Origin of the sequence: Brevibacillus sp. FSL K6-6036 (genome assembly GCF_037964015.1) — a bacterium.
GTDB lineage: Bacteria > Bacillota > Bacilli > Brevibacillales > Brevibacillaceae > Brevibacillus > Brevibacillus borstelensis.
The window spans coordinates 1,306,422-1,320,073 of record NZ_CP150173.1 but is presented as its reverse complement, the minus strand read 5'-3'; the positions used below and the strand labels follow the sequence as shown (position 1 = coordinate 1,320,073).

Sequence of the window (13,652 nt, the reverse complement as noted above, 5' to 3'; positions counted from 1 at the left end):
TTATCCCGCTCCGTAAACGGTCGCACAGTTTTTCCCTCTTTTCTTGGAGCGGTACAGCGCCTCATCCGCGGCCCGTTTCAATCCGTCCGCGCTGTCGGCATGATCGGGATAAAGCGCGATCCCGGCACTCACTGTTGCCGGGATGAGCCGCCCTTGATAAACCAGCGGGTGTTTGTACAGGTATTCACGGATGGCGAGCACCTTGTCCATCATTTCGCGCAGGGTTGCATCGGGAGAGAGAAGCATGAATTCGTCGCCGGCGTATCGGTAGACGCTCTCCCCTGCTCCCGCGTTCACTTTCAGCGCCTCGGCGATACAGCGGATCAACTCGTCTCCTACGTGATGACCGTATTGGTCGTTCACTGCTTTCAAATGGTCCGAATCCAGCATGATCAGTGCTACGGATGACTGCCCCTCTTCCAGAAGCTTCTCCAGATCGCGGTGAAAAGCCCGATAATTCAGGATTCCGGTCAAATCATCCCGAAAGGACATCTGGTACATCCGATCGTACAGCCTCGCTGTCTCGACCGCGCTGGCTACTTGAGAGCCGATGATTTTCAGCAGTTCCTCGTGCTCTTTTTTGTAGGCAAACTCCCGATACGATTGCGCGGAAATGACGCCTTTCATCTGATTCCCCAGCATCAAGGGGACAAAAATGCACGTATTTGTGTCGCTTTCGGGATTGCCCCAACGAACGGCAGAGGCGCCCACTGTTTCATCCCGGGAGGTTCGGAGATGTACGGTTTCACGAGTCGCAATCACTTTGGAAATAATCCCTTCCCCGTAAGGAAGCGTGATCGGACCGTAATTGACTCCTGAATCGATACTGATCGGGATTTGAATTTCACTGTCGCCTTCTTCGTAAAGCGCGATAAAAAAGGCATCCGTCCTCATTACACGGGAAACCAGCTCAAAGGCCTTCGTGAGTATCTCTTCCTCATCGTAGGTTCTGGAAAACGTGTGGCTGAGGTCATGCAGTATTTTCAAATGCTCGGATAGCCAGGACAAATGTGCCACTTTTTCATTTAGTTTGACTATTTTGTCCAGAATCTGCTCGTGCTGCTCCAGTTCGGAAACACCCAATATCCCTCCCAGTTCCCGAGAGATTGCGAATATTTCTTCCCGGTCAACAGACTCGATATGGTTTAGCCATTGGTTGTACCGATCGAGCAATCGCTTTACGGACTCTTCCCTTGACCACGTATTCTCTACCATGCACTACCCCCTCGTACACTCGGGCAATCCAATCAATTTTCATTGCAATCTAGGAATTCGGAATCAGGACTGCCTTTTTGTCTCCAGAAAGCGTTCGACCGCAGCCCTTATCGCCTGCAATACAGCCCCTTGTCCCGGCGCCAGAAAACGCTCCTGAACGACCTGGGTGATCTCCGTCATCCCGCCTGCAACCGACCTGCCGCGAAGCAGGCCGGCTAAAAAATCGCTGGTCTTATCCATCACAAAGGTAAAGCTGGCGTCACAAATGACTTCCTTCTCTACATCGATGATGAGCACGCAGCCAACTACTGAAGATACTTCATACAGAGTCGTTCCTTTTGGAATTTGAGCAAACCCAGCCGTAAGTACAGTTTTTGCTTGAGACCAGTCGGTCATCTGCCTCTGCCTCCCTTTTACTTCCGTGTCCAGGAGTGTTCCCGCCTGTTCGATGCATCTATTTGTCGTGTTCCTTCCCCCGTGGGACGAGAAAACGGCTACCCCGGTTGTTGGAAATAGCCTATCGCCTTTTCTTCTACTAAGTACAACCAATATTACCCTATTCCCTCTGTTCTTACCATCCCTAATGCAGTTTGCGTTGCGAAATCTTCTCCCAAGTCGCAACTTGCACATGCGCTGGCAGTTCAGCTTCGTTTACAGTGAACGAAAAAAAGAGGCACCGATATCGATGCCTCAAACGCATAGCCTGTATTTCACTCATAATTATCTCTCTACCTTTTTTCCATGGCCAACCGCAGCTTTCCGCCAGCCTGGTTCAATCGCTCCCGTGCTTCTTCTGCCGAAAGTCCGGTCTGCTTCATCACGATCGCTACCCGGGCGTCTCCGCCTGCGAGCGTGATATGCCGCTCCGCCTCCTCGTAGCTGGCCCCCGTCACCTCCATGACGATGTGCTTGGCCCGCTCCCTGAGCTTCTGGTTGGTCGCCTGGACATTTACCATCAGATTGCCGTAAACCTTGCCGAGGTGAACCATGCTGGCTGTCGTCAGCATATTCAGCACCATTTTTGTGGCCGTGCCTGCCTTTAACCGCGTTGAGCCGGTCACCACCTCGGGTCCGACCACGATGTTGATCGAGACGTCGACTCCCTGGCTGATGTCGGGGGTAGGATTGCAGGACAGCGAGATCGTCACAGCCTGTCTCGCTTTGGCTGCCTCCAGTGCTCCGATGACATAAGGTGTCCTTCCGCTGGCGGCTATGCCCACCACTACATCACCCGCGCGGACACCGCTGCGCATCACGTCTTCTTTTCCGAGTTCTGCCGAATCCTCCGCTCCCTCGATCGCCTCCACCAGCGCATCAACCCCTCCGGCGATCACGCCCCGGACAAGCTGCGGATCTGTGCCGAACGTCGGCGGGCATTCGGAAGCATCGAGGACTCCCAACCGTCCGCTCGTACCGGCGCCAAAATAGAAGAGTCGCCCTCCGTCCTCCAGCGCACGCGAAATCAAATCGACTGCCCTGGCCACCTGGGGCAAAACCTGCTCGACGGCATGCGCTACTTTTTTGTCCTCTTCGTTCATCAGTGTCACAATCTCCAGGCTGGTCATCTGGTCCAACGCTTCACTAGCTGCATTTCGCATTTCCGTAGTCAATTCATGCAAGTTTTCACCCATGGGCGTCCTCCTCTGCTCCTTCTGTTTGCTTCCCTGCAAGTCTTTTTTTCATCTGCTCATCGATTGGCAGCCCGGCCCGCAGCAAAGCTGCAGCCAGGCATCCCGATACGGGAGTTGCCTGCGGAATGATTACATCAAAGCGGGCCATTTCCAAAAGTCGTCTTCTCAGCATCGTATCTGACTCCAGCAGCCCGCCTGCCAGAACGACAGGCATGCTGCTGGAAGTCCGCGTCCGGCATGTCTCGACCAGCTCCAAAAGCGAGCGGGCAGCCTGGTTGATGCAACGAATCGCTGCTTCGTCGCCGCATGCAGCCGCCTTCTCAGCCAGGACGCTCGCTTCAGCCAGGTCCTTGCGGGGGTTTGGCGAGCCGTACAAGCGGGCGATCAATTGATCGGGCCGGTCGATTCCAAAGTGGCGATTCAAAAGCTCGCTCAAAAGCGTCGGAGCCCCGCGGCCGTCGAGTGCCCGCAATACAGCAATGACCGCCTGTCTGCCCAGATCATAGCCGCTGCCTTCATCCCCCAAAAGATACCCCCAACCGCCGACCCGATGGCGCTCTCCCGCAGGTGTCAGCGCGTAGGCGATCGAACCGGTACCGGCAATCAACACGATACCCGGCCCGCCCCACGTACCGGAATAGAGGGCACCTGCAGCGTCATTGTCGATGTGGAGACGTCCTCCCCACGACGGTCCGAATGCGCTCTCAATCCAGCCTTTTACCTCTGGCCGGTCAGCACCCGCTATGCCGAGGAAGATCCCCTCCACGTCATCCGCCGTACCGCCAGCCTGTACGATCAGTTCGTCTATGAGCTGACGCAAGGTGTTTTCGACCTGCGGCCAGGGCCGGGAAAGCGGGTTCGCACCTTCTCCGACGGCAAAACCGACAATCTCTCCCGTTTCATCACAGATCGCAGCCTTGGTTTTGCTGCCACCTCCATCCATTCCGATAAATAAACGTCGCGCCTTATTTAACTGCACCAGCCGTCAACCCTTCCATAAATTGCCTGGATGCCATCAAAAATACCGCGATCATCGGCAAGGCAGAGAGGGTCAAGCCTGCGAACAGCAGACTCCAGTCCGTCTCGTACTCGCCGAACAGCACCATCATCCCCACCGGAATCGTTTTCAGCGCTTCATCCTGAATAAAGATCAGCGGAAAAAAGAAGTCGTTCCAGGCATGAATAAAGTTAATGATTACGACCGTCCCCAAAGCGGGGCGGATGAGCGGCAGCAGGACTCGCCAAAATACCTGAAAGTGATTGCAGCCGTCGATCCTCGCCGCTTCCTCCAGCTCCACAGGCAGCGTCCGAAAAAAGCCTGTCAAGATAAACACGGAGATCGGGATGCCGCTGGCCGTATAGATCAAAATCAGCGACCAGAGCGAATTGAGCAGCCCCAGCTTTTTCATCAGCAAAAAGAGCGGGACGATCCCGAGCTTGATCGGAATCATCAGCCCGAGCAGAAAGAAGAAGTAGAGCAATCCCGTCCATCTGTACGAAAAACGCGCCAGATAAAAAGCTGCCATGGCGGACGTGACCGTGATCAGAAGCACGGATGTGACACTGACCACGACGCTGTTCATTAGAAAATCGGCAAAGGGCACGACCTCCCACAGCTTCCGGTACGTGTCCAGACTGAACGTCTTCGGCAATGCCAGCGGACTTGTGAAAATCTCCGCATTTGTTTTAACAGACGAGCTGACCATGAGCACGATGGGATAGAGGGCTACCAGTACGAAAAGGTAGGCAAAAAGATACTGCAGGGAACGTCTGCCGATGCCAGCTCTCATGCCGCTCTCCTCCTTTTGGGCGGCATATCTGCTACATGCCGCTTTGAATCACGCCGCTTTTTTGTAGTCGAAGGCCTGCTTCCTGGTTGTCTGGATCAGTGCTGGATTTCACGCTTACGCATCACCCTGAGCGAGAGAGCCGATACGGAGGCTACGATGAAAAACAGCACGACGGCAAGTGCAGAGCCGAGTCCGATGGAAACATCCCCTGCTCCTCCCGAACCGCTGAAGGCGAGCCGATAAAAGTAGACCGCGAGCGTATCGGTAGAGTGGAACGGCTCTCCCATCGAGCCCTGCATCGCATATACCAGCTCAAAAGCTTCAAACGCCTGAATAAACGTGAAAATGGTCATGATCGTGATCGACGGCATCATCAGCGGCAAAATGATGCGTCCCAGCATAGTGATCCCCTTGGCTCCATCCAGCCTCGCCGCCTCGATCAGCTCCTCCGGGATGGATTGCAGGCCCGCGAGGAAGATCAGAACGGCAAAGCCGATCCCGAACCAGCAATTGACCAATATAATCGCAAGCAGTGCTGTATCCGGGTCCCCCAGCCATGGCTTGGCCCACTCCTCCAGCCCCAGCTTTGCCAGGAACGTATTGAGCGCCCCGTAGTTCGGATTCAGGATCAATTTCCACAAAAACCCAACCACAATGACGGAAAGCAGCCGCGGCATGAAGTACGCAATCTTGAGAAAGCCCGCTCCGCGAATTTTGCGATAAATCAGAAAGGCGAGGATAAACGCAATTCCGTTCTGGACCACCATCTCGACGAGAAAATAGATGACGTTGTGTCCAAAGGCATTCCAGAACAGTTTGTTAAACGGCTCCACCTGAAACAGCGTCAGGAAATTTTGCAGGCCGACAAACGCTCCCCGGGCTATCCCTTTCCACTCGTACATGCTGTAGGTAAAGGCAGAAAGGATCGGATAGACAACGAACAGTGTATACAAAATGAAAGCAGGGAGAGGGAACAGATGCAGCAGCCAGCGCGCCTTCGATTTCCTTTTTGGCTGTACCTGCTCCCGCTCGGGTACGCCCATGACGACCACCCCTTGTATGTCGGCGGCAAAGGGCTGAGTGACCAGCCCCTCTACCGGCCGAATCCATTTTCTTTGTTATTTTTTGAATGCGGGGAACCAGCTCGCCGCCGATTTCTGCACCTCTTGGCTCACCTGCTCCGGTGTCAATTTGTTCAAGTACATGCCTTGCAGCGCGTTTTCAAGCGTTTGCTTGGTCGTCGGATTGCCTTCTGCAAAGTGGACCACCATCAGGTAAGGGGTCGAGCTGCTGGCTGACAGCTCCGCCATTTTGTTGACGAGCGCATCGCTTGTCGTTACACCGGGGATGGCACTGATGCGTTTGAATTCGTTGGCAAACAGCTCACCGAACTTCTTGCTGGCCATAAACTCGAGAAACTTGAGCGCTTCCGCTTTATGCTTGGACTTTGCGTTGACCGCGTAAGAACCGTCTACCCACGTCGTCAAAACGGTTTTTCCGTCATCCGTCGGCATCGGGAAGAAATCGAGCGGCAGATCGGGATTCATTTTCTGCAATCCTTCCAGCTCAAAGCTTCCGTTAATGAACATAGCGGCTTTCTCCGTGAAGAACATCGTCCGGGTGTCATTCAAATCAAGTCCAACAAAATTTTCCGGGAAATAAGGAACCAGCTCTTGCATGCGCTGAATGGATTTGACGAATTCAGGGCTGGTAAAGTCAGCTTCTCCATTCAGGATTTTACCTATGAAAGCATTGCCATTGTACGTTCCGGGAGCGATGACGCCGTGACTGAGCGAGAGCAGCCAGCCTTCCTTGGCTCCGAAGGCAAATGGCACCACACCTTTGTCTTTCAGCGTCTTGGCCGTATTGATCAGTTCGTCCCAGGACTTCGGTTCACTCAAACCGTTCTGTTCAAACAGTTTCTTGTTGTAATAAATTTGTGTCGAGTTGAGTGAGAGGGGAACGCCGTACACTTTTCCATCTTTGCCGGTAGAAGCTGCAAGTACGTCCTTCGAGAAATTCTCGATGCCTGGCAGTTGATCCAGCGGCTCCAGATGCCCTGCTTCGGCAAGAGAAATTCCGGGAGCGTACGGGCGAAGCTGCAAAATGTCAGGGCCGCTGTCGCTCTGCAGAGCAGTGTTGAGTATGGTGTTGTACTCCGTTGCCTTGAACGGCTTGAAGTCAATCTTGATGCCGGGATTCTCTGCTTCGAAAGCCTGAATGATTTTTTTGTAGCCCTCAGCGTCCTCCACGCGCCAGCTGTGCATGGATAACGTCACTTGCTCAGCCCCGCCGCCAGCGCTGCTGCCTGGATTGCCGGTCTGCCCCCCGCTCTGTCCATCTCCGGCAGGCGAACTATTCGTCCCTCCGCTGCATCCGGCGAGCACCAGCATAGCAGTCAGCATAGCGGAAACAAATGCGCGAGATCGGTACCTCCTCATCCTCTTTCATCCCCCTTTTTTCCACTGCTTTGGCTTTATTAGGTCAGGCTCTTTTTGAGTTGAGCCGTGACTGCGTCATGCAGAACAGGACGAAGCTTGCGCAGGCTGTGGTCCCGTCCCAAATGAACCGCATTGGTCAAAAAGACGACTGCCAGCTCCTGTTCCGGATCGATCCAGAGACTCGTTCCGGTAAATCCCGTATGCCCGTAGCTGGAGGGAGAAAAGCCGGAGCCGCAACTGTTGCCGCCCTCATGACCGTTTATCTCCCAGCCGTACCCGCGGTTTCCTCCCTTGCCTTCCGTGTGGTTGCGGATCGCTTGGCTTCGGATTTCCCCGGAGATTAGCGGCGGTGCGCCGGTCATCCACATCTGTGCATAGCGGCAAAGGTCATCCGCCGTCGCGAACAGGCCGGCGTGGCCTGCTACCCCGCCCATGACAAAGGCTTTTTCGTCATGAACCTCACCGGAAATGTACCGGTTTGTCAGACGGCAAAACTCCGTAGACGCAATATTCGGAAAAAATTTGGCATACGGACGGAAACAAGTCTGTCTCATCTGGAGCGGCGTCCATACCCTTTTCTCGAGAAACTGGTCAAAAGGCTCATGGGTGATCTTCTCGATCAACAGCCCCAGCCAGATCATGCCAATGTCGCTGTAGACGACGCGCTCTCCCGGGGCGTGTGCCAACGGAATTTCATAGAGCAAGTCCGGCAACGCGATAGAGCCGTCACGCCTGCGCTCCGCAAGGTCTGCGGGCAATCCGGACGTATGCGTCAACAACTGGGCGATCGTAATTTCCCGCTTTTCTTCCGGGCAATCAGGGAAGTATCGGGAAAGCGGATCGTTTTCGTGAAGCAATCCTTCCTGCAGCAAAAGCAGTACGGCAGGTAGCGTCGACGTCACCTTGGTAAGAGACGCCAAATCGAACAAGGTATCCGCTGAAACGGGCCGCCCCTGCGGGGTACAGCTTGTTTTGCCGACATCGGCGGCATAGATTACTCGTCCTTTTCGCATAATGCGCAAGGCAGCGCCCGGCACTAGTCCTTCCTCCACCCACGTCCGCAGCAATTGTCCAACCGCTTCCATCCTCTGCTCCCCTTTTCTCACGACCGCTTGGTACGGCTGACAGCCAACCGGGTCTTTTCCAGTAGTGGAATCACTTCTTCCTGCTGTCTGCTGACGAGGGTAATAAACAAAATATCAATCACATTCAGCTGCGCAATGCGGGACGCCATGGCCCCGCTGCGGATGCTTTTCTCCACGGAGCTGGTGAACAGCCGGATATCGGCCAGCTCCGCGACCGGCGAGGGACCGAATTTTGTCAGCGTAATAATCGTCGCGCCCTGCTGCCTGGCCTCCGTGAGCGATTGGATGATGTCCTCTGTTTGTCCCGAATAGGAAATGCCGAAGGCCACGTCCCTCTCGGACAGTGTGACTGCCGAGGTCAGCTGCGCGTGAAAATCGGAGTATGCTTCGCACCACAGATTGATGCGGGAAAACTTTTGCCGAATATCAGCGGCGATGACGGCAGATGCGCCGACTCCGTACACGTCAATCTTGCGGGCTTTCGCCAGCGCATCGACGGCCCTGGCAACCTCTTCTCCCGACAGAACGGAAAGCGTATCCTGAATCGACTGGATATTGTTCCAACTGACCGCCTGCATGATCGACTCTACCGAGCCTTCCATCATGATTTCCTTATAGCTGCCCGTCGCCGTCTGTTTATTCAGATCACCGGCGATGCGCAGCTTCAACTCCTGGTAGCCCTTCATGTTCAGAGAACGTGCCAGCCGGATAATCGTCGCCTCCGAAACACCACTCAACTCCGCAAGCTTTTGTACCGAAAGCTTGACCACCTCTTCCGGATGGGCGAGAATAAAATCCGCCACTTTCCGTTCGGATGGCTTCAAGTCCTCCAAAATGGCCTGCAAACTGACAAGACCTCCATGTAGCATCCTCACACCGACCTTTTACCAAATCTTACCTACATTGTATGAAATTTTATTTCCATCGTCAATTAGTCGATAATAAATAATATTACAGCACCGAACAAAAAATGTCCCTCTTTATCAAACGCAGAGGGACATTTTTTTCGCTATGCTAGTTTCTTTTTTGTTGGATCGAAATGATCCCCATGCCATCCGCAGTCATGAGCACCGCGCCGTTTTTCCCGGGCCAGACTTTGCTGAAAACAAACTCCGGATCGTTTCGCTCCAGAATAAACCTCTCCTTGCCATCCTTGTCGAGTCCGTACAAGTTTCCGCCGTAATCGGCAAAGTAGAGATTTCCCTCTGAATCCGAAAATCGTTCCCAACTGACGAACCCTGTCTCTCCCTCAGGTGTGTGATAGCTCCACAACACCTTTCCCGTCCGGTCTATTTTTCCTATGGTGTTATTGCTGAGGGGAATGTAGTAACCGCCCGTTCCATCATTCGGGATGCCCAGCTTGGACAGGATGTCATGATCTACGGGTGCCTCAGCGATATCCTTGCCATCGGCGGCGTTAAAGAAGTGAAGTCCTTTTTCCCCCAGTACGTAAACGATACCATCGGACGAATAGTACTGGTCTCCCCAGTCGAGCCCTTCTCTTTTCCACCTGATCTTGCCAGCTTCGTCCAACCCGATAAACGTTCGCCCGTCCAACCCGACGACCAGCGTGCGCTTGGACTCAACCCAGTCGATACTGTGCACGCTTGGGAACAGTGCTCCCTCCTGCAATGGGACTGTACTCAGAATTTCTTTGTTGCTCCAGCGTACGTTTCCTTCCTTGTCCACTGCCGTGACGCCTTGATCGGTGAGCAAAAAGAACGTGCCGTTACTGGCCACATCGAAATCCCGGTAGCTGCGGCTGAGCATATATGGAAACTCGATCGCCCGAAGCTCTTTTCCTGTTTTATCCACTACAATCACATAGCCGGGCGCTTCCCATTCGTACTCCAGCGTGTTGTCCCAGATGACGTACAGCAGTCCGTCACGCCCCATCTCCAGATAATGGGCCCAGTACATCCACAGATCGCTTTTGCCCAGCAGCTTTCCTTCTTGATCGAGACGATAGAGAAAACCGTCCGCCCCGGTCACATACATGATCCCTTGTTCGTCGGTAACCACGTTGGAGAGATATTCGTTTTCCAGCGAGTTTTGCCACTTTACTTCGTACTTGTCCCCACCCTTGAGAATTAGCGCCTTGCTTTCTCCATTTTGCGAGACGATAACGGAGGTCTTCACCTCGGGCAAAGAGACCGTTTCCGCAGTTTGCGGCTGCCCTGCTTGAGTCTGGCCGTGTGCAGCAGTCGGCAGAATCAAGGCGAGTGCAAGCGCGAGCAGTGCGACTTTTGTCTTTGCCCCTGTCCTTATGTTCATCAACGCAGCCCCCAATGCCAAAAATTTCCGTTCCCTACTCCATCTTACTTTCCTTCCGGTTTGCTTTATTCCTGCTTTGCTTCCTCTTACTTTTACGTTTCCGCTTCTTTCCTCCTGGTTTGCTCCCGTTTTTTTCCTGGTTTGCTCCTGGTTTATTCCTGCTTTGTCCCTATTTGTCCCTGCTTTATCCCAGCCGGCTAACCCGGCGCAAAAACCCGATTTTTCCGATACTCTTGACCTTTCCGCCGCGTCAACCCTTACACTTGAGCTCGCAGAATGGACGAAGGAGGAAATGGAATGAAACGTATCTTGATTAAAGAAGGCACCATTTTGAGCATGAAGGAAGGCGAGCAGGCCTTTACCGGCGATCTGCTGATTGAAGGGGATAAAATCGCGATGGTGGCCCCGATGATCGACCAACCCGCGGATCAAGTGATCAGCGCCAAAGGCATGGCAGTCATGCCCGGTCTGGTCAATGCCCACAATCACGGGGCGATGTCGCTTCTGCGCGGCTTTTCCGACGATCTGAAGCTGATGGATTGGCTGGACAAAAAAATGCTTCCGGCCGAAGCGAGGATGACGGAGGAAGACGTCTATTGGGGGACGAAGCTGGCGATCGCGGAAATGATCCGCTCGGGCACCACCACGTTTGCCGACATGTACGTCTGCATGGATGCTGTAGCGAATGCGGTCGTGGAAAGCGGCATGCGGGCCTCGCTCACTCGCGGGCTGGTGTTCCTGCAGGATGACGGAGGCAGGAGAATGCGGGAAGGAATCGATCTGGTGGAAAAATGGTCTGGTGCCGGAGATGGCCGCATCACCACCATGTTCGGTCCGCATGCCCCCTATACCTGCCCTCCTGAACCTTTGCGCGAGGTAATTGCGCTTGCGCGTCAGCGGCGCATCCCGCTTCACATCCACCTCGCGGAAACCAAGGAGGAGACCGTGAAGATTCGGGAAAATTACGGCGAGACCCCTACCGAATACCTCTACCATCTCGGCATGTTCGAGCATACGCACGTCCTGTTGGCCCACGCCGTCCATCTCACCCGCAAGGATATCGGGTATTTGCGCGGCATGCGCGGCGGTGTCGCCCACAATCCGGTGAGCAACCTCAAGCTTGGCTGCGGCATCGCGCCAGTCATGGAGTTCAAGCGGCAAGGCATCACGGTCGGGATGGGCACAGACGGGGCGGGCAGCGCCACGACACTCGACATGTTCGCCGAGATCAAGGCAGCCACCTGGATGCAAAAGCTCGACTACGGCGATCCGACTCAGCTTTCGGCAGAGGAAGCGCTCCGCATGGCGACGATTGAGAGCGCCAAGCTGCTCGGCATCGACCATGAGGTTGGGACGCTGGAAGCGGGGAAAAAGGCCGACCTGATCCTGATCGACTTGAATCAGCCGCACCTGCAGCCCATTCACAATCTGTTTTCACTAGTTGCCTACAGCGTCAATGGCTCAGACGTCGACACCGTTATCGTAAACGGACAAATTCTGATGAGACAGCACCAACTGACGACCCTCTCCTGGGAGGAGATTCAGCGGGAAGCCGCCAGTCGGGCTGCCCGGTTGGTAGAAGGGCTGTAGGGGAAAACGGGAGAACGAAACAATGCCGTCCTGTCGCGGGACGGCTTTTTTCATTTATGATGGCGGTATTAATATATGGCCTCACCCTTTTCCTCTCTCCCGACGGTACCGGCTCGGGCCATGCTATTCTCGATATCCCGTTTTTTGGTTTTGCTTTTGCACGGACGTTTGTTTGACTCCGATGATCTGCTTGTTCCCGTCGTTATTCTCGGGATCGGCATGGTGCTGAAGCTGCTCGTCCATCTTCTCTATTTGCAGTGGCAGGCCTCGCTTTGCAAAACGGCAAAACGATCAGTGCTGCCAACAGAAAGCATATCCCTGCCGCGCCATAGATGAGTTCCAGCGGGAGCGTCCTGGCTGCTATGCCGGATACGCTCATCATCACTACCATCGAACCGGTCATCAGCGGCGTCCGAATGCCGGTAACCCGGCCGATGTATGCTTGTTCGGTGTGCATCATGACCAGAGCGTTGTTCCCGATGAAAATGGCAGGCTGCAGAAGCGCGATCAAAAACTGGACCGCCATCGTCAGCCATAATACAGTAGACAAGCCAGACAGGATGATGCCAGCCGCATTCACAGCCAGCCCAAGCATGAGAAATCGCTGAGGCGCTATCTTGGCGGCCAAGCGAAAGGTCAACAGCCCTCCGATGATTTCGCCGACACCGTATGGGATTGTCATCCATTGCAAATCCTGTGCGGACAAACCCAGTCTTTCCGTGACGAGAAAGATTCCGAGCGGAGATATCAAACCGACGCCAAGTCCAACTGCCAAGAAGCACAGGTTTAAGGAGACGAGAACTTTTTTCGCCGCGACGTAACGGATACCGTCCACCATGTCTTGCATCACCGATGTCTGCATGCCCCTCTCGCCAGCGCCAGCCTGGTTGTCAGGCGGGATAAAAACCATCGCACACGCCGAGAAAAGAAAGGCTATCCCCGTCAGCAGGATAGAAAGGTAGATTCCGAGAGCTTGATACGCGATTGTGCCGAGAATCGGCCCGAGAACCATAAAGATGGAAAATACGGTTTGCAATAGCGACATGCCAGCCTGGGCCTGTTCGGCCGGCACGTGCAGCTTGAACAGCTTCATCCCGGCAGGCTGCGTGATTTGCGATAGGACAGCGGAGCAGCATGTCGCAAAAAACACAGCCGCCCACATCCCTGATTCGAGTGCAAGCAGCACGACGCCAACTGAAAGGGCGCTTGCCAGTTCAGACCAAATGATCGTCTTTTTCGGACGCCACCGATCCGCCAGCACCCCGCCAATCAACGAAAAAAGAAAGATGGGCGCGTATTCGGCAACCGAGATCATGGATACGGCAAAAGCGTCTCCGCCGGTTCTCTCCATGACATAAAAGAGGATGGCGAAATTTCGTATCCATATTCCGAGCTGGGAAAACACGTTTGCGATGAGGACCATCCGTATAAACGGGTTGCGCTGCAGCATTCCGAAAGTCGGCATGTTCATATTCCTCCCCTTGCTGCCATCAGGCAGGTGAATGTCGCATTCACTCTACCTCCTCCTGCAGCAGGAGAGTCAAACGTTTTTTTCCGTATTCAGAATGTCTTGACTCTGACCTAGGAGGAGCCTTTACGCTATGAACAGAGAGGAGTGGGATGAAA

At 54.2% G+C, this 13,652-nt stretch carries 12 protein-coding genes; 1 reads left to right on the top strand and 11 read right to left on the bottom strand.

From position 1 onward, the window contains the following. From NST37_RS06720 to NST37_RS06675, 10 genes are all read right to left on the bottom strand, one after another. On the bottom strand, positions 1-1,215 hold the full coding sequence (locus NST37_RS06720) for a GGDEF domain-containing protein (RefSeq protein ID WP_003388026.1): 1,215 nt from the start codon (positions 1,213-1,215) through the stop codon (positions 1-3). A 63-nt stretch (positions 1,216-1,278) separates the two neighbouring features. Then, on the bottom strand, positions 1,279-1,611 hold the full coding sequence (locus NST37_RS06715) for a DUF3870 domain-containing protein (protein ID WP_003388027.1): 333 nt from the start codon (positions 1,609-1,611) through the stop codon (positions 1,279-1,281). A gap of 332 nt (positions 1,612-1,943) precedes the next feature. Continuing rightward, positions 1,944-2,846: an N-acetylmuramic acid 6-phosphate etherase gene (gene murQ / locus NST37_RS06710; protein ID WP_003388029.1), complete on the bottom strand. Its 903-nt coding sequence runs from the start codon at positions 2,844-2,846 to the stop codon at positions 1,944-1,946. Continuing rightward, on the bottom strand, positions 2,839-3,825 hold the full coding sequence (locus NST37_RS06705) for a BadF/BadG/BcrA/BcrD ATPase family protein (RefSeq protein ID WP_024983163.1): 987 nt from the start codon (positions 3,823-3,825) through the stop codon (positions 2,839-2,841). The genes murQ and NST37_RS06705 overlap by 8 nt, the downstream gene beginning before the upstream one ends. Continuing rightward, complete coding sequence (locus tag NST37_RS06700) at positions 3,812-4,636, bottom strand: carbohydrate ABC transporter permease (RefSeq protein ID WP_003388031.1); 825 nt, start codon at positions 4,634-4,636, stop codon at positions 3,812-3,814. The genes NST37_RS06705 and NST37_RS06700 overlap by 14 nt, the downstream gene beginning before the upstream one ends. 95 nt (positions 4,637-4,731) lie before the next feature. Continuing rightward, the gene (locus tag NST37_RS06695; RefSeq protein ID WP_051925435.1) at positions 4,732-5,679 is read right to left on the bottom strand and encodes a sugar ABC transporter permease; all 948 of its coding nucleotides are present in this window, start codon (positions 5,677-5,679) and stop codon (positions 4,732-4,734) included. A 75-nt stretch (positions 5,680-5,754) separates the two neighbouring features. Beyond that, positions 5,755-7,077, bottom strand: coding sequence for an extracellular solute-binding protein (locus NST37_RS06690; RefSeq protein WP_031932224.1), 1,323 nt, complete (start codon positions 7,075-7,077; stop codon positions 5,755-5,757). Between the two features lie 38 nt (positions 7,078-7,115). Further along, a complete protein-coding gene (locus NST37_RS06685) occupies positions 7,116-8,162 on the bottom strand; it encodes a serine hydrolase domain-containing protein (RefSeq protein WP_311067695.1) in 1,047 nt (348 codons plus the stop codon). A gap of 17 nt (positions 8,163-8,179) precedes the next feature. Next, on the bottom strand, positions 8,180-9,031 hold the full coding sequence (locus NST37_RS06680; protein ID WP_024983159.1) for a MurR/RpiR family transcriptional regulator: 852 nt from the start codon (positions 9,029-9,031) through the stop codon (positions 8,180-8,182). A 145-nt stretch (positions 9,032-9,176) separates the two neighbouring features. Then, positions 9,177-10,436 carry a PQQ-binding-like beta-propeller repeat protein gene (locus NST37_RS06675; RefSeq protein ID WP_339186468.1) on the bottom strand — a complete coding sequence of 420 codons (1,260 nt, stop codon included), beginning with the start codon at positions 10,434-10,436 and terminating at the stop codon, positions 9,177-9,179. 297 nt (positions 10,437-10,733) lie between these two features. Here NST37_RS06675 and NST37_RS06670 point away from each other — a divergent pair, with 297 nt between their 5' ends. Further along, on the top strand, positions 10,734-12,026 hold the full coding sequence (locus NST37_RS06670) for an amidohydrolase (protein WP_122958636.1): 1,293 nt from the start codon (positions 10,734-10,736) through the stop codon (positions 12,024-12,026). Positions 12,027-12,228: 202 nt separating this feature from the next. On the opposite strand, the gene NST37_RS06665 is transcribed toward NST37_RS06670, so the two are convergent. Next, positions 12,229-13,491 (bottom strand): MFS transporter, encoded by a 1,263-nt coding sequence (locus NST37_RS06665; RefSeq protein WP_339186467.1) that lies wholly within the window; start codon positions 13,489-13,491, stop codon positions 12,229-12,231. Positions 13,492-13,652: the final 161 nt, after the last annotated feature.